This window comes from Actinoplanes subtropicus (assembly GCF_000721705.1).
GTDB classification, from domain to species: Bacteria; Actinomycetota; Actinomycetes; order Mycobacteriales; family Micromonosporaceae; genus Actinoplanes; species Actinoplanes subtropicus.
The window spans coordinates 114,490-137,509 of sequence record NZ_JOJL01000024.1 but is presented as its reverse complement, the minus strand read 5'-3'; the positions used below and the strand labels follow the sequence as shown (position 1 = coordinate 137,509).

Genomic DNA, 23,020 nt, shown 5'->3' with positions numbered 1-23,020 from the left:
CCAATGTTCCGGGGTTCGCGTGCGACGCGAAAAGGGTGGCCCTCCCGGTTCGCGGGGGAGGGCCACCCTTTTGACGTCCGGGCCTGCGGCGGAGGTTCAGGTGCGTACCCGGTTGCGTGCGTGCCGCCCGCGGAGCCGGGGACCCGGACCGCCGGCGACCGGCATGCCGGTGGCCCGCTGCCTGGTGCCGGCCGGACCGTGCTGGTTCATCAGGCTGAGGATCGCCAGGGAGGCCCGGTCGTAGCCGCGGCGGTATTCCTCATCCTGTTCGTGGCCGTGCTTGTGCCACTGGTGGATCCGGCCGAGCGCATATGAGCTGGACATGAGGATGCTGAAGGTGAGGGCGAGGAAGAGGAGATCATGTCCAGGGGCGGTCATCGTTCCGTCCTCGTTCGTGGGCTGGTGGGCCGGTGGGCTCGTGGGTGAGGGCCGGGGATTTCCGTAATGCGGATCCGGAAATCCCCGGCTGGTTCGCGTCGCGATCCCGCCGGCACACCGCCGGCATTGCTGCCGGTTGAGAGTGGCCATTGCTTTCGGGATGACCAGCGCGTCGCGAACCGCTTGTTGCGTTTGAGAAACTCGTATCCGACAACAGGGGACTTCGGACGCGCAGTCCGCCGTTGCTGACCGATCTGCCGACCGTTCACGTCGGCGGTCAAGCGGCCGCCGGCAAACTCCATCCGGCCGCCAGCCCGGCGATGACCTGGTGCTCGGCCACCCCCAGGTGGCCCGCGACCTCGCCAACCGTGGGGGATCGCCGCAGGCGCCCGAACAACTCGCTCTCGGCGGCCGCGATCGCCGTGGGGAGCGCGGGAATGGTCCGGGCGGATTCCGGCCGCCTCCGGCGTGCCGTTCCGCGCCATTCACGGCTTCCCGGTCCGGTTCCGCCCCGTCTGGCCGGGCGTGTTCCGGCCCGGTGTGCCGGGTCCGGTCTTCGGCCACGGGGGGCTTCGGCGGCCCGGGCTTCGGCCACGGGGGCCCGGGCTTCGGCCACGGCGGCCCGGTGATCGTTCACCCCGGCCCGGTGATCGTCCACGCCGGTCCGGGCGCCGGCCAGCCTGGTCCGGGTGCCGGTCAGCCCGGCCCGGGCGCAGGTCAGGCCGGCCCGGGCGCTGGTCACGCCGGCCCGGGCGCCGGTCAGCCCGGCGGCCCGCGGCACTGATCATCTCGAACGCGACGACGATGAATCCGGAGGTATATTGACGCTGCCGTTTCTATAGGGATCTGTGGTCATATCTGGTACCGCCGGGCTCACGCCGCGCCCGGCGGTACCGTTTTTTCCGGGCCCCGCGACGGTTTTCCGGAACCACACCCGGATGAGTGACCACCGTCTAATCCTCGTCGCGGCGGCGACGAATTCATTGCGTATCTCTTGACGATCATGGCCGTTGAGCGGCGTGAACGGTCCAGCAGTGCACCGTTCACTCACCGAATGATCGAAGGAGAACCATGTCGTCAACGTTGTTCAAGGCGGCGTTCGCCGGCGCGATTGCCGCCGGCGCGCTATTCCTGCCGGCCGGCGCGGCCCAGGCGGCGACGAGGCACCACCCGTGCAATGGGCCGGGATTCGGCGATGCGTTTTTCGGGGACGGCCTCGACTTCTTCGACGACGGTTTCGGTTTCCCGCTACGCGACTACTGGCAGCGCGACCCCGGGACGATCATCGTCGTCGTTTCCTCGACGCACCACCATCACGACAAGCCGGCGCCCGCCGACAACGGGGCCGGCGGCGGAAGCGCCTACGGCTACCACCGGGGCGGCGGCGCGGCCTGACGAACTAGCGAAGTGAACGCCTCGTAGGGGATATAACCAACCGGCTATATCCCCTGCGTTCATTCCGGGGAGTCAATCGATGCGGTCGCCGGTGCGGCAGTCGGCCGGCAACCCGACGACCAAACGGTGCGCGGCGGCGAGATGGCCGCCGGCGGTCACGGTCGTTGTCGTGCCACGACCGGACCACGGGGAAACGCTGACAGAGCATCGACGCGTCGGTCATGACCGGCTCCTTCGCCCGGTGATCACCTACCCAACGTTGCCCCGGTTCAGGATCGCCGAACTTGAAGATTTCATCAATTACCCGACTGCGTGACCCGCTAGCAGCGCCACATGCGCGGGCCCAGCAGAGTCCCGGACGTCGACAGCGCCTGCCCCACCACCAGGTTGTCGTCGGCGACCGCGACCGCCGAGGCCCGCTGCCCCTTGGGCACCGGCAGGTGCGCGGCGCCGCCGTCGTGCACCGCGTAGCCGTCCGCGACCACCCAGCCGTTCGCGTTGACCTGCGAGCCCGCGCCCAGGCTCGTCAGCGCCGGCGGCAGATCCGTACCCGGCGGCGTGGGCAGTTCGGCGAACTCGCCGGTTCGCAGGTTCCACCGGGCCGTGGACATCGCCGGCCAGAAGCCGCCGGTCGCCCAGTCGCCGCGGGCGGCATACGCGGCCGAGGTCTGGCCCTTCGGCGTGGCCAGCTTGGTGCCGTGGCCCTGCTGGTCCCAGGTGTACGCGGCGATCGCCGAGCCGTTCTTGTACAGCGCACCGACCAGCGTCCCGTCGTCCAAAATGGCCAGCACGTTCGCCCCGGCGGGCAGCGGCAGCTTCCGCGCCGCGGCCTCGCCGGCCGGCCAGAACAGCACGATGCTGCCCTCGCCGCCGGAGTTTCCGGACGGCTCCACGTTGACCACGATGTCGCCGGCCGTGTTGATGACCGGCTGCGGGAACGCGTGCCAGGAACCGGCCGGCGTCGTCAGCCGGGTGTACTTCCCGTTCTGGTAGCGGAAAGTCTGCTCATGCGACCCGAGCCCCAGCTGCCCGACCACGACGCCCGCCGCGTTGACCCCGGTGAGCTGCATCGACGGCCCGAGGACCGCCAGCGCCCGCGCCTGCCCGCCGGTCCACAGCACCGGCTTCCAGTTGTTGCCCCGGGTCGCGTTGCCGACGATGTAGCGGCCGGTCGGATCGACGCCCGCGACCTGCACGTCCTCGAGCCCGGCCGGGACCGGCAGGGCGGTCATCGCACAAACCGCGCGGGCCGGCGTCTGGGACGGCGTCTGGGATGGCGCCTGGGATGGCGTCCGCGATGGCGGCTTCGCCGAGATCGACGGCGCGGTGTCCACCACGATCGCCCGCTTCTCCGGCCGGGCCAGCAGCGACGGCAGCGCCACCAGCACCCCGACGGCCAGCGCCGCCCCCACCGCCGCCCGCCAGGTCCGGCGCCGCACGACCCGCTGCCGCCCGGTGTGGACCAGCGTCTCCACCTCGAGCCGGCTGGCCGGCACGTTCACCGTTCGCAGCCGGTCCCTCAGTTCCCGCTCGTCCATGACTCCCCTTCCGCGATCCAGACTCGGCCGAGCACCTCACGCAGCGTGGCCAGCCCCCGCGACGACTGGCTCTTGACGTTGCCGACCGAGCAGCCGAGCACCTCGGCCGTCTCCTCGATCGACATGTCCCCGAGGAAGCGCAGCACCAGCACCGCCCGCTGCCCCTTCGGCAGTTGCCGCAGGGCCGCCTGCACCGCGTCCCGCTCCTCGATGCCGTGCTCGTCCCGGGCCACCTGCTCCGGCACCGCGTCCCCGAGCAGCACGCTCGACCAGCGACGCCGCCGCTCGTCCAGATAACGCCGCACGACGATGCGATGCACGTACGCGTCCAGGTTGTCGGCGCGCGAGGCGCTCTTCCAGTTCAGGTAAAGCGAGGTGAGCGCCGCCTGAACGATGTCGTCGGCCTGATGCGCGTCCGAGCAGAGCAGGTAGGCGATCCGATGCAACCGCGGCAATCGCCCCGACACGTACTCGACGTACTCCCGTTCCAGCTCGGCCCGCATCCCGCTCCCCCCGCGCTCCACTCCGAAACAACGTCGTAGCCGCCCCCCGAAAAGGTTGCAAGACATTCAAAACCATGCGGCCGTACGCCCGGCGACCGCGACAACCGCAGTCGACCCGAACCCCGCCTCCGGCGGCTGACGCAACGCGACCCAGTCGGTGGCCAAGCCCGCGAGGCGACCGCCGGGCTGAGCTCGGTGGCCGGGCTCCTCGCAACCGCAGCGGCTCCTTTGCAGGCGGGCGAGTTTCGCGTACTCGTTCCTCGGGGCCCTCGAGGTCGCCGCTCGTCGCGGGCGTGCCGTCGGGGCCGTCAGCTTCCTGCGGGGGCGGGCGAGACCGGAATCCGTGACCTGTGGCGCCGGTCGTCGACGGTGCCGATGACGACGTCGAACAGCAGGAACGCGAGGAGCGGGAGGCCGAGCAGCGGCAGGACCCAGCCGATCGCGACGACGGCCGGTACGCCGGCGGCGATCCCCCATGGCGGCAGCTGCTGCCAGGCGCCACGGCCGACCGGCGGCGCACCCACGATGGCGCTGCGGTCGGCGCGCGTGGGCCGGCGCTGCCACCACATCCGGTAACCCCAGACGATGACGCAGATCAGGCCGATGGCCAGGGCGGCGAGCAGAAGCTGGTTGACGAGGCCGAACAGGGTGCCCATGTGGGCGTTGATGCCCCAGCGGGTGAGTTTGGCCAGCAGTGGCCAGTCGGCGAAGTTGACGCGGTCGACCACGGTGCCGGTGGTGGGGTCGACGGCGATGCTGTCGCGTCCGACCGGCCACAGGTTGCGGGTCTGCGAGACGGTCCAGGCGGTCGCGGTGTCCGGCGGGACGCCGATCTGCACGGGGCCGGTGATGCCGGCCTTGCGGGCCGTGGCCAGGACGGCGTCGACGGCGGCCGGGTCGACGCTCGACGAGGTGGCCGGCGTGGTCATGCCGGCGTGGTGGCCACCGGTCGCGGTCGTTGGTGTGCCGGTGAGGGCGGTCGACACCGCGGGCGTGTGCGAGTTCAGCGTGTCGAGGGCGGCGGTGAAGTTGGCGCCCGCGTAGCGGGACCAGGTCAGGCCCGTTCCGGAGAGGATGAGCAGGCCGAGGGCGAGCCAGAGGCCGGTGGCGGCGTGCCAGCCGCGGGTGCGCCGGACCCCCTTCTTGGCGGCGAGGTCGGGAGTGAGCAGGCGGCGGGCGGTGCGGTTGCCGCGCCGGCGGCGCCACCAGAGGATGACGCCGCCCAGGGTGAGGATCCACAGCCAGCTCGCGGCGAATTCGGTGTAGTACCGGCCCAGCACGCCAAGGTGCAGGTTGCGGTGCAGGTCGTCGAACCAGGTCTTGAGCGGGGTGGTCGCCCACCAGGTGGTCAGCCGGCCGGTGACCTCGCCGGTGTACGGGTTGACGTAGACGGTGTGCAGGTGTTCCTCGTCCAGTTGCGGGGAGGTGAAATCGACCTGCGTGGTGGCGTCGCCGGTGCCCGGCCGGACCGAGGCGAGCGCGCCGCCCGGGTGCGTCGCGCGGGCGACCGCGATCTGCCGGGCGAGCGGCAACGCGGTCCCGCCCGGGTTCGGGACGGTGAGCTCGTGCGCGTAGACGATCCTCTCCAGCTGCGGGGTGAAGGTGTACGCGAGGCCGGTCAGCGCGGCCACGAGCAGGAACGGCGCCACCAGCACGCCCGCGTAGAAGTGCAGTCGCCGGAGCAGCGGCTCGAATCCGCTGTTGGCGCGTTGCCGGGGATGGCCTTCTCGGGGGTGGGGGTGACGACAGCGGTCATGGGCTCCTCGCTCGGGTCCACGGGCATCGGGAAGGTTGCGTGGATGGTCGGGCGGGCGACCGGATTAGTTCCACCGACCTCGAGGCAACCCACGGTTGAGCACGCGCCGGCACCTTCGTGGAACTCGCGCGCCGTGGCGGCGTCAAAGAGGTATGAACGAACGGCGACATTCACCGTCTTGGGGGCGGGCCCCGGCGTACGCAATGATGGGTTTTCTTTTAGGTTTGTCGGCTTGCGCGAGTGCTGAGCGGACGACCGAGCCGCCGCGGATCATCTCCAGCGCGGAGGTGACGGTCATGCCGCATCTTCGACAGGTCGGGCCCGGGCGCCCGGACGGCGAGGTCGTGCTCCGTTACGGGGACCGCCTCAAGGTGACGCCGCCCGGCGGGATGGGTGGCTGGCGGGTGACCGAATACCCGGCGGACATCCTCCGGCTCGACGGCAGCGGCGCGGCGGCGACCAGCCACAGTTTTGATGCCATTGCGGTCGGCCAGGGACGCATCTCGCTGGTGCCGGCCGGGCCGTCCTTCTCGGCGGTAGACGCCTTCACCATCCGGATTCGGGTACTGCGTGACAACGTCCAGTGATGTGACGCCGACGGTATAGATGCCATGTGATGTTGCGCATTCAGTGCCGTTGATGAAGATTCTCTTCCAGCGTGCCCACCACCCCTCGTGGCACGCATTCAAGGGGGAGGATCACGGCGTTGTCGCCTGATTTCAAATTCGTCAAATCACGCCTTTTCTGGGCGGCGGGAGCGGCCACATTGGCCGCGATCGGACTCATCCCGGGCGCATCGGTAGCCGCCCCGGCGGGAAAGCCTCGCCCGTTGCCGTACCAGCGGCACGTGGAGATCGCGCAGCAGCGCGCCGCGCACAAGGGTGCCGGCGTGAAGGCGTTCAGCGTCGCCGCCGCGGACGACGACGGCGGGGAGGATCCCGAGGAGATCGCCGAGCAGGCGGAGCAGTACGCCGAGGCGCGTAGCGCACCGGGTGTCGTCGCGCCGGGCGCCTATACCGCCGCTTGGCAGGCGCTGCAGAGCATGCCCGTCACCGCGGGCGGCTGGCAGCACACGACGAACCGGCCGTACGACTCGGATGACCCGCGGTACCGCGACATCAACAGCAACTCCTCCGGCGGCGCCGGACGGGTGACCGGCCGCATCACCGGTCTCGCGGCGGACAACTCCGGCTACGTGTACGCCGGGGCCGCCAACGGCGGCGTGTGGCGCTCGAGCGTGGGCGGCGGCCACTGGCAGCCGATCGCCGACAAGCTGCCCTCGCCGTCCACCGGGGACCTGCGCCTGGATGGCAAGGGCCGGCTCTGGTACGCCACCGGCGAGGCCAACACCGGTGCCACCGGGTTCGTGGGCAGCGGCGTCTACGTGTTGCGCGACCCGCGGCACGGCAGCTTCTCGACCCGGGACCGGGTCGGCGGCACCGAGCTGGAGAGCACGGTCATCCGGTCGCTGCGCATCTTCGGCGGCACGGTGTGGGCTGCCACCAACCATGGCGCGTACAGCCACTCGGTGACGAACCTGTCCGGGCCGTGGAAGCGGGAGTTCGCCCCCAACCCGGACTTCCTGCCGGGTGGTGCGCAGGCGGCCGACCCGAACGCCCCGTACAAGAACATCATCAACGACTTCGCCGCGGACCCGAAGGACCCGTCGAAGGTGATCATCGCGGCCGGCTGGCGCAGCGGTGACACGTACAACGGCTTCTACACCCGCGTGGGTGGGGCCTGGCAGCGTACGACGCTGGCCGGCGACATCGCCTCGGACGCCGCCGACGTGGGCGCCGTGACCTTCGCGGCCGCCGCCGACGGCTCGAAGTACTACGCCATCGAGCAGTCCCCGACGCAGCTGGCCACCAACCCGGACAGCGCCCTGCAGGGCATCTACGTGTCCAAGTCCGGGTCGCCGTTCGGGCCGTGGACGCTGTCGGCGGACTACAAGAAGCTGGCCGCCTCCGGCTCCGCGCTGACCGATCCGGGCTACATGCCGGGCATCCAGGCCTGGTACAACCAGTTCCTGCAGGTGGACCCGACCGACCCCAACCACGTGTACCTGGGGCTCGAGGAGGTCTTCGAGTCGGTCAACGGCGGCACCAGCTGGCGGGTGCCCGGCCCGTACTGGAACTTCGGTTTCCCGTGCTGGAGCATCGACCCGAGCAAGCAGACCGGTGACTGCTTCCAGACCACGCACGCCGACCAGCACGCGGTGGCGATCGGCTCGTACCACGGCCAGAAGTACGTCGTGGTCGGCGACGACGGCGGCGCCTACCGGCGTCCGCTGCGCGGCATCGTGGACACCGGTGGGCACGCGCGGGACTGGACCTCGCTCAACGACGGCTCCATGGACGTCCTGCAGTACTACTCGGTCGGCGTGGGACGCGACCGCAACGGCGCCGCGGTCTCCGGCGGCCTGCAGGACAACGGCCAGTCCGTCCTGCGCCCGGGCGACAAGGTGATGGGCTCCAACTTCGGCGGCGACGGCGGCGACACCATCGTCGACCCGGCCAACGGCTGCAACGTCGCGGCCGAATACGTCTACCTGGCCGTCTCGGTGACCAACAACTGCGCGGTCAACGACGGCGCCTGGAGCACCGACCCCAGCAAGGCGACCACCTACAGCGTCGCGCCGGCGGACAACGCGACCAGCGAGGCACGCTTCATCGCCCCGCTCACCCAGGACCCCCGCAACAGCAAGCTGTGGATCGCCGGTGGCAGGCACGTCTGGCTCAACACCAAGGGCTACGCGATCCGCTCCGGCGCCGACTGGACCAGCCTCTTCGACCTCGGCGCCGGGCACACCGCCACGGCCGTGGCCGTCTCCGGCGGCACCGTCTACGCCGGCTGGTGCGGGCCCTGCAACAATCAGGGCTTCACCCGGGGCATCGCGGTCGGCCGCACCGACGGGACCGGCTGGCACCAGCTCACCCTGCCCGTGGACGGGACGCTGCCCAACCGGTACGTCGCCGGGTTCGACGTCGACTCGGCGAACCCGAACCACCTGGTCGTCGCGATCAACGGCTTCTCCCGGCGCTGGACCGAGGGCCCCGGCGCGGGCATCGGGCACGTCTTCGAGTCCCGCGACGGCGGCGCCACCTGGACCGACATCTCCACCAACCTGCCGGACATCCCGGCCGACTCGGTGAAGTACGTCGCGGGCGGCGGCCTGGTGGCCGCCACCGACAACGCGGTGTTCTACCGGGCGGCGCACTCGCGCACCTGGTACGTGCTCGGCCGGGGGATCCCGACCACGACGACGATGGAGCTCCGGACCGACCCGACCGGGCGGTACCTGTACGCGGCGACCCACGGCCGCGGCATCTGGTCCTTCGACCTGAACCAGCTGCGTCGGCACTGACCCTCACCGGTATGTAGATGGGGCCCGATCCGCACGGACTGGGCCCCATCGAGGTTTCCGGCGGCCGAGCCGGCCCGGCCGAGAGGCTGACCGTTGGACAAAGCTTGGGAGGCCGGCAGATGACCGGCGACCCCGAAACCACACAGTCCACGCATTCACCGATACCCGGGTGAGCACGGTGGCTCTACCGTCGGGCCCATGGTCACCTTCGCGGTGCTCATCCTGACCGGCGGCGTGTTCCTGCTCGTCGCCGCGGCGGTCATGGGCCTGCTCACCGCGCGATCACGACGCGGGCGTTCGGCCTGCTCGGGCTGATCGCCACGGTCGCATCATCAGGTCTGCTCCACGCCCTCCTCCGCTGCGGCGCGCGGGACTGTGCCGGTTCCGCGCATGTAGAAAACCATGCGGACGTACGCCGGAGGGGCGGGCCAACCGCAGGCGCGGTGAACTCCGCCTCCGGCGGCTGGCGCAACGCGACCCAGTCGGTGGCCAAGCCCGCGAGGCGACCGCCGGGCTGAGATCGGTGGCCGAGGTCCTTTCGGACGCCGCCGCCGTCTGCCGGCAAGCGGGTCGGAATGCCAGCGGCCGGTCCGTCTGCTGCCGTACACCCGACAGCCAACGGGCGGCGCGACAGCCAACGGGCGAGCAACGGGCAGCGGGCAGCACGACGGACAGCCAGCGGGCAACGGGTCAGCGCGGCAGGCAGCGGGCAGGACGACGGACAGCCGGCGGACAGCGGTCAGCGCGGCAGGCAACGGCCAGCGGGCGGCAACGGCCAGCGGGCCGGCAACGGGCAGCGGGCAGGACGACGGACAGCCGGCGGACAGCGCGGCGGGCGGCAGACCGCGAGCAGCACGGCAGACCGCGGGCAGCACGGCAGACGGCGGGTGTCAGGCGGACAGGTCGTGCCAGGGGCGTTGGCGGACCGGCTGGGTGGTTGGCTCGTCGAAGAGGTCGAACTGGTCGAAGTCGTCGCGTGGGGCGATCACCGGGATTGCGTCGGCGTCGGACGGTCGGGGCTGGGCCCACTGTGGGCGGCGCTCGGGCGGGGCCCAGGTCAGGGCCGGCTGGGCGGCGCCGGCCAGGGCTCGGCTGACCCGTTGCGGGGGGACCCAGATCGGCGGCGGGCCCCACCACACGACGCGCTCCCCGCGGCTGGCCGCGACCAGCGGGGGCGCGGGGCTGCGCGGCGCGGGGCTGCGGGGCGCGGGGCTACGGGGCGCGGGGCTGCGCGGCGCGCGGCGAGGCGGGGCCGGGCGGCCGGCGGGGGCGGCCGCCGCGGCAAGGGCGGGAACGGGCGCGCCGGCAAGGGCAGGGACCGGGGCGCCGGCAAGGCCGGGAACGGGCGCGCCGGCAAGGCCGGGAACGGACGCGCCGGCATGGGTGGGAACGGGGGCGGCGGGCAGTGCGGGTTGGGCGGGGGTCGGGGGCAGCGCGGTCGCCTTGTTCGCCGGGGCGGTGGCCAGGAGGACGGCCATCAGCACGGTGACGCCGCCGGCGGCCAGGGCGGCCACGTTCCACCCGGGACGGACGGTGTCGCCGAGGAACAGGACGGCCACGGCCGAGGGTGCGATCACCTCGGCGATCCAGAGGACCGCGGTGACCGGGCCGACCTGGCCGCGCTGGAGGGCGTTCGCGTACAGCATCATGCCGGTCACGCCGAACACCAGCAGGGCCGCGACCAGCGGCTCGGTGACGATCGCCAGGGTGGCGGTCTTGACGCTGGTCATCGCGCCGTCGGGCAGGGTCAGCGCGCGGCCGACCAGGGCCGCGCCGCCGAGGCAGAGGCCGGCCAGCGCGGCCACCACGCCGGGCGGGGCGACCTTCGTGGCGCCCCAGCCGAGCAGCGCGACCAGCAGCGCCGCGCCGCAGAACCACAGGCGTAGCTGGTCGGAGGCGGCGACGCTCTCCTGCTCGCCGGCGGAGAGGGCGAGCACGGTCAGGGCGGCCACCGAGACGCCGACCGCGATGACGTCGATCGCGCGGAGGCGGGACTTGAGGATGACCCGGGCGGCGACCACGGTGACCGCGAGCGAGCCGGCCAGCACCGACTCGACCACGTAGACCGCGAGCTCGCTGAGGGCGACCATCGACCCGGCCCAGGCGAGCAGGTCGAGCACCGTGCCGATGATGTACAGGGGGTGGCCGAAGGCCTTGACCGTGCTGGTGGCGCGGCGCGCGCCGAGAGCCTGGAAGATCGAGGCAGCCGCGTACGCGAACGCGCCGAAGATGGTGATCGCCAACATGACCCAGCCGGTGACGGTCATGGCAGCCACCTGCCGTGATAACTCTGGGTGTATTGAGCAGTCACACTCTGATGATATGCATCGAACGTCCTAGATCGGAACCGCTACGAGGATCTGTCCCGCATAGGTTTCGGCCTGCACGGCGGCGACGTCGGCCGGGGCCATCAGGGCGGCGCCGTCCAACGTGGTCGAACCGGACGCCGAGGACAGCCAACTGCCGGCCGGCTCGCGGGATCCGTCGCGCGCGACCACGAAGAGGCGGCACTGCTCCCCCGCCGGCACCCCGGTCACCGTGGCGCTGACCCGCACCCAGCCGGCCGCCGGCCGGACCGTGGCGCTCATCGACACCCCGGTCTCCGCGTCGGCGCCCGCTCCGGTACGGGCGCCGGGAACGGTCGGCGCGACGGCCACCGGCCTGGCTGTCCCCCGGCCGACCACCGCGCCGGCACCGAGCGCCACGACCACGGCGACCACGGCCGCGGCGGCCGCCAGGGCCCTGTTCCGCCATGCTTGCCGGGAGCTGATCCGGCGTACCTCCCGAAGGGTGTTCTGCAGGAGGAAGTCGCCATCCGGCGGCGGCCCGTCCAGGAACGCCTCCGGCGGCAACTCGCCCAGTGCCGCCTCCATCCCGCGGAGATCCTCGACCTCGCGCCGGCACGGCGCGCAGCCGTCGAGGTGGGCCCGCACCGCCGCCTGCTCACCATGCTCCAGAACCCCGAGGACGTACGCCCCGAGCAGCTCCGTCTCGTGCTCGCTCATCCGGCCGCCACCGCCTCCCGCAGCCGCCGCAGCGCGTGATAGCTGCGCATCTTGACCGCCCCGGCCGGCACCCCGAGCGACTCGGCCGCCTCGGCCACGTCCCGCCCCTGGAAGTAGAGCGCCCGCAGCACGTCCCGCTCCTCCGGCGCGAGCGCCTCCATCGCGCCGAGCAGGGCGATGTCCGGGGCCGGGCCGGCGCCCGCGATCTCCCGGACGATCGCGAAGAGCCGGGTACGGGCCGGGCCGTCCAGCACCTCGGGGTCGCGCCAGGCGGCCACCAGCGCCTCCCGGGCCACCGCGTGCCCGCGCGCCGGATCGCCGACCAGCCTCGACGCGTACGCGAGCAGGGCGGCCCCGTGCTCCTCGCAGACCCGACGGATCAGTACCTCGTCGGCGCGCCCGCGGCTCTTCACTCACCCACCTGGAGGACCGAGACGGTGTCGTCGTCGCCGTTCGAGACGTAGGCGAGCCGGCCGTCCGGGGCGACCGAGACCGTACGCGGGCTCTTTCCGACCTTGACGGTGGCGGTCACCTGACCGGTGTGCCCGTCCAGCACCGAAATCGTGTTGTCGCCCTCGTTGACGATGTAGCCGTGCGCGCCGTCGGCCGCCCAGGCCACGCTCTGCGGCTGGTGACCGACCTTGAACGGGCCGGTGCGCTGCAGCGTCACGGTGTCGATCAGGTCGGCCGCGTCGGCGTCGTAGCCGGCCACCAGCACCCGGCGGCCGTCCGGCGAGACCGCGAGGCTGTGCGGCGACTTGCTCACCGGCACCGACCCGAGCAGCTGGTCGGAGCGCATGTCGATGACCGCGACCACGTTGGACTCGTGGTTGGCGGTGAACGCGCGCTGCAGGTCGCCGGCGTAGCCGATCGCGTGCGGGTTGGGCGGCACCGTGATCCGGCCGACCTGCTGCTGCTGGCCGGCCGTGTAGATCTCGATCCGGCCGGCCGAGTGGATCGGCACCCAGACCTGGCCGTCCGGGCTGACCGACAACGCGTACGGCTGCTTGCCGGTGTTGAGGTAATGGTCGACGTCGCGGCCGGCCGCGTCGAGCACGGCCACCCCGCTGCCGGACTTGTCGTTCTCGTACATCGACACGAAGACCTGGCGGCCGTCCCGGGAGACGGCGACGAAGCGCGGAGTGTCCCGCAGGGTCACGCTCGACACCTGGCGGGTGCCGGTGTCCACGATGGAGAGCACGTGGGAGCTCTGGTCGGCCACGTAGAGGGTGCGGCTGTCCGGTGAGACCGCCATCCCCTCCGGCTCGTTGCCGACCTTGATCGTGCCGATGACGGTGGGCTTGGCGACGCTGACCACCCGGTGCGCGAGCGGTTCCGCGTTGAGCGTGGCGACGGGGGTGGGCGCGTTGCCAGCCTGGGCGGTGCCGGCTACGAACGCCGGGGCCGAGGTAGGCGGCGGCGCGGCGAGGAGGCCGTCGCCGTTCGGCTGGTCGTTCACCAGGGCCCAGGCCACGCCGACGCCGCCGAGCAGCACCAGCGCGGTCAGCCCGCCGATCAGCGCGACCGCACCGACCCGGCTGCGGCGGCGCGGGCGCGGCGGCGGCAGCACGGTCACCCGCGGCGGCCCGTACGTGCTGAGCCCGTCGACCGCCCGCATCTGCGCCTCGACCCCGCTGCGGGTCATCGGCGGCGGCACGGCCGCCGGCACCTGCCCGGTCACCCGCACGTCGGCCCAGCCGGCCGGCCCGCGCACGGTGACCGACCCGTCCAGCCACTCGGACCGGGGCTGCCAGAGGATGCGCAGTTGACGGCCGGCCAGCATGGCCCGCAGCCCGGGGCCGGAGACGGTGACCGTGGCCGTCGCGGCGGCCAGCGGCGGCCCGTCGACCAGCACGTCGGCCACCACCCGCGGGGTGCCGGGCGGGACCTGTCCGAAGTCGACGCGGTCGGGGCGCAGCCGGATGGCCGTGCGTTCCAGTGCGGCGGCGGCCGCGGCCGAGACGGTCCGGCTGTCGTCCTGGGTGAGCGTTTCGAGGGCCCGGCGCGCGGCAGCGGCCATGGCGAGATCGGCTTCGCCGGCGAGCCGGGACAGCTCGTCCACCGCGGTCAGACGAGTCTCCCGGATCGGGCTGTCGATCTCGGTCGTCACCTGTGTCGGCAGGCCTAGATCACTCATGGTGTCCCCGCGATCATCATGCAGTGACGGTGCTTGTCAGCGTAACCCTGCGGGCAAGATTGGCATCTATTCGATCAAAGATGCGACCCCATCGAGCAGGCGCGCGAGGCCGAACTCAAAGGCCCGCGCCGGGTCGACGGCCGCGTTGTACTCGGCGCCGGCCGCCGCGCCGACGCGGGTCGCGGTGGGGTGCGCGGCCGGGTCGAGCACCTGGGCCAGCACCGGCCCGGCCCGCTCCCACCACTGCTCGTCGGTGAGGCCGGTGCGCCGGGCGACCTGGCCGGCGGCCACCGCGGTACGCGCGGCGCCGTGCACGAAGTCGCCGACCATCTGCACGACCAGGTCCATCTCGACGTCGCCGAGCCCGATGCCGTCGACGGCGCGCAGGTCGCGGTCGTACTTGGCGACCACGTTCGGGCCGAGCGGCGGCCGGCTGGTCGCCACCTGGAGCAGCCACGGGTGGCGCAGATAGAGCGCGAAGTTGTCGCGGGCCACGCCTTCGAGACGGGCCCGCCAGTCCCCGCCGGACTCGTCCGCGGCGGACACCTCGGCGAGCACCGAGTCGAACATCAGGTCGATCAGTTCGGCCTTGCCCGGCACGTACGTGTAGAGCGACATCGCCTTGACCCCGAGCCGCTCGGCGACCCGGCGCATGGAGAGCGCCGCCAGCCCCTCGGCGTCGGCGATCGCGACCGCGGCGGCGGCCACCTCGGCGACGGTGAAGCGCGGCTTGGGGCCGGGGCGCGGGCCCTCGCGGAGGCCCCAGAGCAGCTCGATGCTGCGTTTCGGGTCGCCCCCGCCGGTGAAATCGACGGTCACCCCATACAGCGTACGGAGTCGGCTATACTCGGCCATCTCCGTACACCGTAAGGAGATGTCATGATCACTGCCGAGGGGCTCACCCGGCATTTCGGCTCCACCACCGCTCTCGACGGATTCGACCTCGACGTGCCGGCCGGCACCGTGCACGGGCTGCTGGGCCCGAACGGCGCCGGCAAGACCACCGCGGTGCGGATCCTCACCACGCTGCTGCGACCCGGCTCCGGCCGGGCCCGGGTCGCCGGCCACGACGCCGTCCGCGAGGCCGACCGGGTGCGCGCCCGGATCGGGCTGGTCGGCCAACAGGCCGCGGTCGACGAGCAGCTCTCCGGCCGGCAGAACCTCGAGATGTTCGGCCGGCTGCACCACCTGGCCGCCGCCGCGGCCCGCCGCCGGGCCGCCGAACTGCTCGACCGCTTCGGCCTGGCCGAGGCCGGCGAGCGACCGGCCGCGCGGTATTCGGGCGGCATGCGCCGGCGGCTCGACCTGGCGACCGGCCTGCTCACCGATCCGGCCGTGCTCTTCCTCGACGAGCCGACCACCGGGCTCGACCCGCGGGCCCGCACCGAGGTGTGGCGCACCATCCGGGCACTCGCCGCCGGTGGCACCACGGTGCTGCTCACCACGCAGTACCTCGAGGAGGCCGATCAGCTCGCCGACGCGCTGACCGTGATCGACCACGGGCGGGTCGTCGCGGCCGGCACCGCCGACGAGCTCAAGGGCCGGCTCGGCGACGACCACCTCGACGTCGTGGTGCGCGACCCCGACCGGCTCGGCGAGGCGGCCGCACTGCTGGCCCGGGCCGGCGCCGGCGAGCCACGACTCGACCCGGACCGGCGGCTGGCCAGCGTGCCGGTCCACGACCGGGTCGCCGCCCTGACCGAGGTCGCGCGACAGCTGGCCGACCGCGGGCTGGAGGCCGAGGACCTCGGCGTGCGCCGGCCCACCCTGGACGAGGTCTTCCTCGCCCTCACCGTGCGGAGTGCCGCGTGACGGCGTACTGGATGGTCTCGGACAGCTGGATCCTCACCCGGCGCACGCTTCTGCACTGGCGCAACCAACCGGGGCAGTTGATCCTGGGCCTTTTGTTCCCGGTGATGGTGCTGCTGATGTTCGCCTATCTGTTCGGCGGGGCGATGGCGGTGCCGGGCGGCGGCGACTACCGGGAGTACCTGCTGCCCGGGATGTTCGCGCTGACCATGGCGTTCGGCCTGGAGAACACGTATACGGCGGTGGCGACGGACGCGCAGCGCGGGGTGACCGACCGGTTCCGCACCATGCCGATCTCGGCGGCCGCGGTGGTGACCGGGCGCAGCGTGGCCGACATGCTGAACGCGGCGGTGAGCCTGGCCGTGCTGGTCGGCTGCGGGCTCGCGGTCGGCTGGCGCTGGCATCACGGTGCCGGCGACGCGCTGTTGGCCGTGGCGCTGTTGTTGCTGCTCCGGTACGCCCTGCTGTGGTTCGGCATCTGGCTGGCGCTGGCGGCGGGCCGCCCCGAGACGCTGATGGCGGTGCAGATCCTGGTGTGGCCGCTGGCGTTCCTCTCCAGCGTCTTCACCGCGCCCGAGACGATGCCGGCCTGGCTGGGCACGATCGCGGCGTGGAACCCGCTGTCGGCCACCGCGGGCGCGACCCGGGAGCTCTTCGGCAACCCCGGCCGGAGCGGTCCGGTGTGGCCGGCGGTCGTCTGGCCACTGGTCCTGCTCGCCGTCTTCGGGCCGCTGGCGGTGCGTCGTTTTCGGCGCTTGACGTGACCGGAATGCAAGGGTACGCGGACGGTGGGTGATCTCGCGGACCAAGAACCCTGAGGTAGCTCCGAACCAATTTTGAGAAAACGCTCCTACAGTCGAGAAATGCGGAGCGTCGGCGATCGTCCGGAGATGACGGTGCTCGCGGCCGACGTCGCCGACAAACCAGAGGAAAAGCCCAGGCGGGAGTGGAATACCCCGCAGCTGCGCAAAAAGGCCCTGGTCGTCGCCGTCGTGGTCTGGGCGGTGGCGATCACCGGCATCGTGGTCTTCCGGGGCAACGGGGCCGACACATCGAAGGCCGCCGCCCGGCCGAGCGCCTCGCCGTCCGCGTCGGACGCGCCGCTGACCGTCGCGCAGGTCTATCAGCTCGTGCTGCCGTCGCTGGTCTCGATCCGGTCGACCGGGAAGGCCGGGCCGGCCGCGTCGGCGGCCAAGAGCATGACCGAGTCGTCCACCGGCACCGGCATCATCGCCAACGCGGACGGCACGATCCTCACCGCCAACCACGTCATCGCCGGCGCCGTCGCGATCCAGGTCACCTACACCGACGGCACCACCTCGGCCGCCGAGGTGAAGGGCACCGACCCGGCGCACGACGTCGCCACGCTGACCCCGGCCAAGGGGCCCGAGACGCTGGTGCCGGCCACCCTGGGCGGCGCGGTCAACGTCGGCGACGACGTGGTGGCGATGGGCAACCCGCTCGGGCTGACCGCCAGCACCACCAGCGGCGTGGTCTCCGGGCTCGACCGCACGATGGCCCGCGCGCAGGGCGGCGACATCACCGGGCTCATCCAGTTCGACGCGGCGGTCAACCCGGGCTCCTCGGGCGGGCCGCTGCTCAACGACCGCGGGCAGGTCGCCGGGATCGTGGTGGCGCTGGCCAACCCGACCGACGCGGGCACCTTCATCGGCATCGGCTTCGCCGTACCCATCGGCGCGGCGCTCGGCGGCGGTCAGGGCAACGGCCGCAACCCGCCACTGTAGAAAGAGGGCAGACTGCATGAGCTGGAGCGACACCACGGCCCCCGCCGCCTCGGCCGGCCCGATCGAGAAGGTGCTCTACGAGGTCAAGAAGACCATCGTGGGGCAGGACGCCCTGCTCGAGCGGCTCGTCGTGGCGCTGCTGGCCCGCGGCCACGTGCTGGTCGAGGGCGTGCCCGGCCTGGCCAAGACGCTCGCCGTGAAGTCGCTCGCGCAGGCCATCGGCGGCGACTTCCACCGGGTGCAGTTCACCCCCGACCTGGTGCCGGCGGACATCGTCGGCACCCGGGTCTACCACCAGCCGACCGGCGAGTTCCAGGTGCAGCTCGGCCCGGTCTTCACCAACCTGCTGCTGGCCGACGAGATCAACCGGGCGCCGGCGAAGGTGCAGAGCGCGCTGCTCGAGGTGATGCAGGAGCGGCAGGTCACCATCGGCCGCGAGACGCACCCGGTGCCCGACCCGTTCCTGGTGATGGCCACCCAGAACCCGATCGAGAACGAGGGCGTCTATCCGCTGCCCGAGGCGCAGACCGACCGCTTCATGATGAAGGTGCTGGTCGGCTACCCGAGCGCGACCGAGGAGTTCGTGGTCGTCGAGCGGGCGCTGACGCCCGCCGCGGTCATCCAGCGCATCATCGATCCGGAGACCCTGGTCGGGCTGCAGAACCAGGCCGATCAGGTGTACGTGGACCCGTCGCTGATCGAGTTCGCCGTGCAGCTCGCCCATGCCACCCGGGAGCCGGCCCGGATCGGCCTGAGCGACCTGGCCCGGTACGTCACCTTCGGCGCCAGCCCACGGTCGTCGATCAGCCTGGTGCTGGCCGCGCGGGCGCTCGCCTACGTCCGCGGCCGGGAATACGTGGTGCCCGAGGACCTCACCGATCTGGCCCTGGACGTGCTACGGCACCGGCTGGTGCTCTCCTACGAGGCGCTCTCCGACGAGGTCAGCCCCGACCTGATCCTCTCCAAGATCATGGCGAACCTGCCGGTCCCGGAGCCGGCGGGGCGGGGCCGCTGAGAGGGGCGATAGTCGTGACGACCACGCCGGAACGGCTGCTGCGGCGCCTGGAGTGGCGGCTCGGCCGCCGCCTCGACGGGCGGCTGCAGGGCGCCTACCGCACGGTGTGGCACGGCGCCGGCATCGACTTCACCGACCTGCGCGTCTACCTGCCCGAGGACGACGTGCGGCACATCGACTGGAACGTCACCGCCCGGGTCGACGAGCCGTACGTCCGGCTGTACACCGAGGACCGGGAGCTGACCTGCTGGCTGGTGATCGACCGGTCGGCGTCGATGCGGTTCGGCGCCCAGGGTAAGGAGTCGGTGGCCACCGATCTGGCGGTCGCCCTGGGCCGGGTGGTCTCGCAGGGCGGCAACCGGGTCGGCGCGATCCTCTTCGACAACGACCGCCAGCAGGTGATCCCGCCGCGCACCGGCCGCGACCAGGTCCTCCGGATCACCCGCGAGCTGATCAAGCCGCCTTACTCGGCAAAAACCGGTAAAACTACCGATTTGTCAAAAATGTTCAGCCTGGCCGCCGCCACCACGATCCGCCGCCGCAGCCTGATCTTCGTGATGTCCGACTTCATCGGCGACCCGGGCTGGGAGCGTGACCTGGCCCGGCTCACCCACCGGCACGAGGTCGTGGTGATCCGGGTGGTCGACCCGGCCGAGCTCGACCTGCCCGACCTCGGCGTGATCCTGGTCGAGGACGCGGAGACCGGCGAGCAGTTGCTGGTCGACACCAGCGATCCGCTGCTGCGCTCCCGGCTGGCCACCCAGGTCGGCGCGCGTGAGGACGCGGTGGCCGCGGCGATGCGTACCGCCGGGGTGGCCGCGCACCGGATCACCACCGACCAGGACCTGCTGGCCGCGCTGGTCGCCATGGTTCAGCAGTCGAGACGGGGACGCCGATGAGCTTCGACTACCCGCTCGTGCTCGGGATCGCCGCCGTGGTCACGGCCCTGGCGATCGCCGGCTATGTCGCCGTCCAGAAGAGACGCGCCGCCGCCCTGACCGCGTCCGGCTTCGCCCCGGTCACGTCACGCCGGGCGTCCATCAGACGACATTTGCCGTACGCGTTGCTGCTCGCCGCCGTGCCCATCCTGATCACGGGTCTGGCCCGCCCCGCGGCCGAGCTCGAGGTGCCCCGGGTCGCCGGCACCGTCCTGCTGGTGTTCGACGTCTCGAACAGCATGAAGGCGACCGACGTGGCCCCGTCCCGGCTGGCCGCCGCGCAGGAGGCGGCGACCGGCTTCGTCGAGGACCAGCCCGAGTCGGTCGACGTCGGCGTGGTCGTCTTCGGCGACCAGGCGCTGCTCACCCAGGCCCCGACCGACGACCACGGCCTGGCCGAGGCCGCGATCCGGCGGGCCACCGCCAGCGGCGGCACCTCGATCGGGCAGGCCATCCTGGTCGCCCTCGGCACGATCACCGGCAAGCCGGTGGCGCTGCCGGCCAACGGCGCCTCCCCGGACACCAAGACGCTCGGCTACTGGCCGTCGGCGACGATCGTGCTCTTCTCCGACGGGCAGGACACCGGCGGGCCGGACACCGAGGCCGCGGCCGAGCTCGCGGCGGCCGCGGGCGTCCGCATCCAGACCGTCGGCGTCGGCACCGCGAAGGGCGGCACGGTCGAGGTGGACGGCTACCAGCTGGCCACCACCCTGGACGAGACGCTGCTCACCAACGTCGCGCACGTCACCGGCGGCGCGTACCACCAGGCCGGCGACGCCGCCGCGCTGGCCGCCACGACCAAGTCGATCGACCTGCGGCTGACCAGCAAGAAGGAGCCGGTCGAGCTGACCGCGCCGTTCGCCGGGGCCGCGCTGCTGCTGCTCGCGCTGGGCGCGTTCCTCGGCACCCGCTGGCACGGGAGGTTCATCTGATGTCGATCAGCTGGCCGTGGGCGCTGCTCGCCCTGCTCGTCGTGCCCGTGCTGCTGCTCCTGCGCTGGTGGATGAACCGCCGGCGGAAGCGCTCGGCGCTGACCGTCTCCAGCGTGGCGCTGATCCGGGCCGCGCTGCCCGGCCGCAGCTCGTGGCGGCGCCGGGTGCCGGTCTGGCTGTTCCTGGCCGGGCTGGTCGCGGTCGGCGCCGCGGTGACCCGGCCGCAGGCGACCGTGCAGGTGCCCTCCAACAACACCTCGATCCTGCTGGCCATCGACGTCTCCGGCTCGATGTGCAGCACCGACGTACCGCCCAACCGGCTGACCGTGGCCAGCGAGGCGGCCCGCAAGTTCGTCAAGGCGCAGAGGGACGGCACCCGGATCGGGCTGGTCGCCTTCTCCGGGATCGCCGGTCTGCTGGTGCCGCCGACCACCGACAAGGACGCGCTGCTGGACGCGATCGACGGGCTGAAGACGGCCCGCGGCACCGCGATCGGCCAGGCGATCCTCACCTCGATCGACGCGATCGCCGAGCACAACCCGAACGTCGCGAAGACCGGCGTGGACCTCGGCGACGCCGCGCCGAACACGCTCGGCGAGTACCAGCCGGACACCATCGTGGTGCTCACCGACGGCTCGAACACCACCGGCGTCGACCCGGTCACCGCCGCCCACCAGGCCGCCGCCCGCCGGGTGCGGATCTTCACGATCGGCTTCGGCACCACCGACCCGGCGCCGATGGTGTGCACTCCCGGCCAGGTGGGCGCCGACCAGTTCGGCGGCCCAGGCGGCTTCCCGGGCGGCGGCTTCGGCGGCCGCGGTGGCGGCGGCTTCCGCAGCCAGGAGATCGACGAGGACGCGCTGCAGCAGGTCGCGGACACCACCGGCGGCCGCTACTTCCGGGCCCAGGACGCCGACCAGCTCGTCGGCGTGCTCAACGACCTGCCCCGGGAGATCGGCCTGCACAAGGAGAAGATGGAGCTCACGGTCTGGTTCGTGCTGCTCGGCACCTTGCTGGTGCTGGCCGGTGCCGGGCTGTCGCTGTGGTGGAACCGCGGTCCCGCTCAGTCCAGGACGGCTCCCCAGCGTTCCCGCACCGCGGCGAGGTAGGCCGGGTCGCTCTCGGCCACCCGCGGGAACGAGCGCAGCCGCTCCCAGGGGCGGCAGGCGTCGATCACCGCGCGGCTGTTGTACGGCGTCGCCCCGTCGGGCAGCATCGGGTCGAGCCGGCTGCCCCGGGTGCGGCGCTGGATCTCGACGTCCTCGGCCGGGTCGGTGCGGGTGGAGATCGCCCAGATCAGCTGGTCCAGGTCGGCCGGGTCGATGTCGGCGTCGACCACCACGACGTACCGGTTCATGTAGGCCGCGGCCGGCAGCTGCGCGGCGAGGTGGCCGACCTGGCGGGCGTGCCCGGCGTAGCGCTGCTCGATCGCGACGCCGACGAACAGCCGGCCGCCGCCGGCCTCGTGCGCCCACGCCTTGACGATCCCGGGCACCCCGGTCGCGACCAGCTCGTCGTGGATCATCGCGGACTTCATCACCGTACGCATGTAGGAGTAGTCGTGCGGCGGGCGGCCGGGCGGGGCGCCGAGCAGGATCGGGTCGTCCCGGTGGTAGAGCCGGACGATCTCCATGGCCAGGTCGGCGCGGCGGCTGCCCGAGTAGTACCCGGTCCACTCGCCGAACGGGCCCTCCTCCCGGGTGTAACCGGGGCGCAGCCATCCCTCGATGGCGAGCTCGCTGCCGGCCGGGATGGGCAGGCCGGTGTCCGGGGCGATGATGACCGGGACGCGTTCGCCGGCGACGGCTCCGGCGTACGCCAACTCGGAGACGCCCAGCGGAACCTCGGTCCCACCCAGCGCGAGCAGCAGCGGGTCGTGCCCGAACGACACGGTGACCGGGGCCCTGCCCTCGCGCGCGAACCAGGCGGCGATGTGCTGGGCGCCGTGCTTGCCGGGGACGGCGGCGATGGTGACCGACCGGCCGTCGTCCTGCACCTCCATCCGGTAGCAGCCGCCGTTGTGCACCCCGGTCTCCGGGTCGCTGGTGACCACCAGGCAGCCGGTGCCGATGAACCGGCCGCCGTCGTGCTGGTGCCAGCGCGGCACCGGGAAGTCGAGCAGGTTGATGTCGCCGGCCACCTGGTTCGCCAGCAGCGGCGCGTCGGTCACCGGCAGCACCGGGAAGTCGGCGGCCGCGGCGGCCCACGCCGACGGCTTGCCGCGCAACGCGTCGACCAGCGACTCGTCGGTGTGGTCGGCGCCCAGCCGCAGGGTGAGGCCGAGCCGCCGGGCCGAGCCGGTGCTGCCGGTCAGCACCCGGCCGGTCCGGTAGCCGGGCACCTCGGAGAAGAGCAGCGCCTTCGGCTCCGGCGAGCGGTAGCTGAGCTCGGCGATCGCGCCGATCTCCAGATCCCAGTCGGCGCCGCGCACGTCGCGCAGCTCACCGATCTTCTCCACATCGGACAGGAAGGTGCGCAGGCTCAGGAGTGGCTCCATGGGAG

The 23,020-nt window shown here is 72.5% G+C and carries 21 protein-coding genes; 10 read left to right on the top strand and 11 right to left on the bottom strand.

What is annotated here, in order from left to right:
- Positions 1-96 precede the first annotated feature (96 nt).
- Together IH26_RS0131750 and IH26_RS0131745 are read right to left on the bottom strand one after the other, a co-directional pair.
- The gene (locus IH26_RS0131750) at positions 97-378 is read right to left on the bottom strand and encodes a hypothetical protein (protein WP_030439940.1); all 282 of its coding nucleotides are present in this window, start codon (positions 376-378) and stop codon (positions 97-99) included.
- Positions 379-655: 277 nt separating this feature from the next.
- A complete protein-coding gene (locus IH26_RS0131745; RefSeq protein WP_030439939.1) occupies positions 656-1,159 on the bottom strand; it encodes a sigma-70 family RNA polymerase sigma factor in 504 nt (167 codons plus the stop codon).
- 290 nt (positions 1,160-1,449) lie between these two features.
- Here IH26_RS0131745 and IH26_RS0131740 point away from each other — a divergent pair, with 290 nt between their 5' ends.
- Positions 1,450-1,773: a hypothetical protein gene (locus IH26_RS0131740; protein WP_157437484.1), complete on the top strand. Its 324-nt coding sequence runs from the start codon at positions 1,450-1,452 to the stop codon at positions 1,771-1,773.
- A gap of 320 nt (positions 1,774-2,093) precedes the next feature.
- On the opposite strand, the gene IH26_RS54220 is transcribed toward IH26_RS0131740, so the two are convergent.
- From IH26_RS54220 to IH26_RS0131720, 3 genes are all read right to left on the bottom strand, one after another.
- Positions 2,094-3,311, bottom strand: coding sequence for a hypothetical protein (locus tag IH26_RS54220; protein ID WP_034216363.1), 1,218 nt, complete (start codon positions 3,309-3,311; stop codon positions 2,094-2,096).
- Positions 3,293-3,814 (bottom strand): SigE family RNA polymerase sigma factor, encoded by a 522-nt coding sequence (locus IH26_RS0131725; RefSeq protein ID WP_034216362.1) that lies wholly within the window; start codon positions 3,812-3,814, stop codon positions 3,293-3,295. The genes IH26_RS54220 and IH26_RS0131725 overlap by 19 nt, the downstream gene beginning before the upstream one ends.
- A 308-nt stretch (positions 3,815-4,122) precedes the next feature.
- On the bottom strand, positions 4,123-5,469 hold the full coding sequence (locus tag IH26_RS0131720; protein ID WP_342668321.1) for a PepSY-associated TM helix domain-containing protein: 1,347 nt from the start codon (positions 5,467-5,469) through the stop codon (positions 4,123-4,125).
- A gap of 397 nt (positions 5,470-5,866) precedes the next feature.
- Between IH26_RS0131720 and IH26_RS0131715 the strand changes: the two genes are divergently transcribed.
- Together IH26_RS0131715 and IH26_RS0131710 are read left to right on the top strand one after the other, a co-directional pair.
- Positions 5,867-6,157, top strand: coding sequence for a hypothetical protein (locus IH26_RS0131715; RefSeq protein ID WP_157437482.1), 291 nt, complete (start codon positions 5,867-5,869; stop codon positions 6,155-6,157).
- Between the two features lie 242 nt (positions 6,158-6,399).
- Positions 6,400-8,937 carry a WD40/YVTN/BNR-like repeat-containing protein gene (locus IH26_RS0131710; RefSeq protein WP_245665699.1) on the top strand — a complete coding sequence of 846 codons (2,538 nt, stop codon included), beginning with the start codon at positions 6,400-6,402 and terminating at the stop codon, positions 8,935-8,937.
- Positions 8,938-9,827: 890 nt separating this feature from the next.
- Here the strand turns inward: IH26_RS0131710 and IH26_RS0131700 are convergent.
- From IH26_RS0131700 to IH26_RS0131680, 5 genes are all read right to left on the bottom strand, one after another.
- Complete coding sequence (locus IH26_RS0131700; RefSeq protein ID WP_034216358.1) at positions 9,828-11,204, bottom strand: hypothetical protein; 1,377 nt, start codon at positions 11,202-11,204, stop codon at positions 9,828-9,830.
- 69 nt (positions 11,205-11,273) lie between these two features.
- Positions 11,274-11,942, bottom strand: a complete 669-nt coding sequence (locus IH26_RS0131695; protein ID WP_030439932.1) for an anti-sigma factor — start codon at positions 11,940-11,942, stop codon at positions 11,274-11,276.
- Positions 11,939-12,355 carry a sigma factor-like helix-turn-helix DNA-binding protein gene (locus IH26_RS0131690; protein ID WP_030439931.1) on the bottom strand — a complete coding sequence of 139 codons (417 nt, stop codon included), beginning with the start codon at positions 12,353-12,355 and terminating at the stop codon, positions 11,939-11,941. The genes IH26_RS0131695 and IH26_RS0131690 overlap by 4 nt, the downstream gene beginning before the upstream one ends.
- On the bottom strand, positions 12,352-14,079 hold the full coding sequence (locus IH26_RS0131685; RefSeq protein ID WP_030439930.1) for a YncE family protein: 1,728 nt from the start codon (positions 14,077-14,079) through the stop codon (positions 12,352-12,354). The genes IH26_RS0131690 and IH26_RS0131685 overlap by 4 nt, the downstream gene beginning before the upstream one ends.
- A gap of 66 nt (positions 14,080-14,145) precedes the next feature.
- Entirely contained in the window at positions 14,146-14,898 is a 753-nt protein-coding gene (locus IH26_RS0131680; RefSeq protein ID WP_030439929.1) for a TetR/AcrR family transcriptional regulator C-terminal domain-containing protein, read from the bottom strand.
- Between the two features lie 60 nt (positions 14,899-14,958).
- On the opposite strand from IH26_RS0131680, the gene IH26_RS0131675 reads away from it, so the two are divergent.
- From IH26_RS0131675 to IH26_RS0131645, 7 genes are all read left to right on the top strand, one after another.
- Positions 14,959-15,891, top strand: coding sequence for a daunorubicin resistance protein DrrA family ABC transporter ATP-binding protein (locus tag IH26_RS0131675; protein ID WP_030439928.1), 933 nt, complete (start codon positions 14,959-14,961; stop codon positions 15,889-15,891).
- On the top strand, positions 15,888-16,652 hold the full coding sequence (locus tag IH26_RS0131670) for an ABC transporter permease (protein ID WP_030439927.1): 765 nt from the start codon (positions 15,888-15,890) through the stop codon (positions 16,650-16,652). Before IH26_RS0131675 ends, IH26_RS0131670 begins: the two co-directional genes overlap by 4 nt.
- A gap of 99 nt (positions 16,653-16,751) precedes the next feature.
- Positions 16,752-17,633, top strand: a complete 882-nt coding sequence (locus IH26_RS0131665; protein WP_030439926.1) for a S1C family serine protease — start codon at positions 16,752-16,754, stop codon at positions 17,631-17,633.
- 16 nt (positions 17,634-17,649) lie between these two features.
- Positions 17,650-18,648, top strand: a complete 999-nt coding sequence (locus IH26_RS0131660; RefSeq protein WP_030439925.1) for an AAA family ATPase — start codon at positions 17,650-17,652, stop codon at positions 18,646-18,648.
- A 14-nt stretch (positions 18,649-18,662) separates the two neighbouring features.
- Positions 18,663-19,547 carry a DUF58 domain-containing protein gene (locus IH26_RS0131655; protein ID WP_030439924.1) on the top strand — a complete coding sequence of 295 codons (885 nt, stop codon included), beginning with the start codon at positions 18,663-18,665 and terminating at the stop codon, positions 19,545-19,547.
- Entirely contained in the window at positions 19,544-20,518 is a 975-nt protein-coding gene (locus tag IH26_RS0131650; RefSeq protein ID WP_030439923.1) for a VWA domain-containing protein, read from the top strand. Before IH26_RS0131655 ends, IH26_RS0131650 begins: the two co-directional genes overlap by 4 nt.
- The gene (locus tag IH26_RS0131645; RefSeq protein WP_030439922.1) at positions 20,518-21,627 is read left to right on the top strand and encodes a VWA domain-containing protein; all 1,110 of its coding nucleotides are present in this window, start codon (positions 20,518-20,520) and stop codon (positions 21,625-21,627) included. The genes IH26_RS0131650 and IH26_RS0131645 overlap by 1 nt, the downstream gene beginning before the upstream one ends.
- On the opposite strand, the gene IH26_RS0131640 is transcribed toward IH26_RS0131645, so the two are convergent.
- Positions 21,582-23,015: a UbiD family decarboxylase gene (locus IH26_RS0131640; RefSeq protein WP_034216355.1), complete on the bottom strand. Its 1,434-nt coding sequence runs from the start codon at positions 23,013-23,015 to the stop codon at positions 21,582-21,584. The two genes, IH26_RS0131645 and IH26_RS0131640, sit on opposite strands and share 46 nt — an antisense overlap.
- Between the last annotated feature and the right edge of the window lie 5 nt (positions 23,016-23,020).

What these genes read in the sequence shown, in the direction of transcription:
- IH26_RS0131645 (WP_030439922.1), top strand. Translation starts at nt 20,518, where the DNA reads ATGTCGATCAGCTGGCCGTGGGCGCTGCTCGCCCTGCTCGTCGTGCCC.
- IH26_RS0131650 (WP_030439923.1), top strand. Translation starts at nt 19,544, where the DNA reads ATGAGCTTCGACTACCCGCTCGTGCTCGGGATCGCCGCCGTGGTCACG.
- IH26_RS0131640 (WP_034216355.1), bottom strand. Translation starts at nt 23,015, where the DNA reads ATGGAGCCACTCCTGAGCCTGCGCACCTTCCTGTCCGATGTGGAGAAG.
- IH26_RS0131675 (WP_030439928.1), top strand. Translation starts at nt 14,959, where the DNA reads ATGATCACTGCCGAGGGGCTCACCCGGCATTTCGGCTCCACCACCGCT.
- IH26_RS0131695 (WP_030439932.1), bottom strand. Translation starts at nt 11,942, where the DNA reads ATGAGCGAGCACGAGACGGAGCTGCTCGGGGCGTACGTCCTCGGGGTT.
- IH26_RS0131725 (WP_034216362.1), bottom strand. Translation starts at nt 3,814, where the DNA reads ATGCGGGCCGAGCTGGAACGGGAGTACGTCGAGTACGTGTCGGGGCGA.
- IH26_RS54220 (WP_034216363.1), bottom strand. Translation starts at nt 3,311, where the DNA reads ATGGACGAGCGGGAACTGAGGGACCGGCTGCGAACGGTGAACGTGCCG.
- IH26_RS0131660 (WP_030439925.1), top strand. Translation starts at nt 17,650, where the DNA reads ATGAGCTGGAGCGACACCACGGCCCCCGCCGCCTCGGCCGGCCCGATC.
- IH26_RS0131750 (WP_030439940.1), bottom strand. Translation starts at nt 378, where the DNA reads ATGACCGCCCCTGGACATGATCTCCTCTTCCTCGCCCTCACCTTCAGC.
- IH26_RS0131700 (WP_034216358.1), bottom strand. Translation starts at nt 11,204, where the DNA reads ATGACCGTCACCGGCTGGGTCATGTTGGCGATCACCATCTTCGGCGCG.
- IH26_RS0131685 (WP_030439930.1), bottom strand. Translation starts at nt 14,079, where the DNA reads ATGAGTGATCTAGGCCTGCCGACACAGGTGACGACCGAGATCGACAGC.
- IH26_RS0131665 (WP_030439926.1), top strand. Translation starts at nt 16,752, where the DNA reads ATGCGGAGCGTCGGCGATCGTCCGGAGATGACGGTGCTCGCGGCCGAC.
- IH26_RS0131715 (WP_157437482.1), top strand. Translation starts at nt 5,867, where the DNA reads ATGCCGCATCTTCGACAGGTCGGGCCCGGGCGCCCGGACGGCGAGGTC.
- IH26_RS0131740 (WP_157437484.1), top strand. Translation starts at nt 1,450, where the DNA reads ATGTCGTCAACGTTGTTCAAGGCGGCGTTCGCCGGCGCGATTGCCGCC.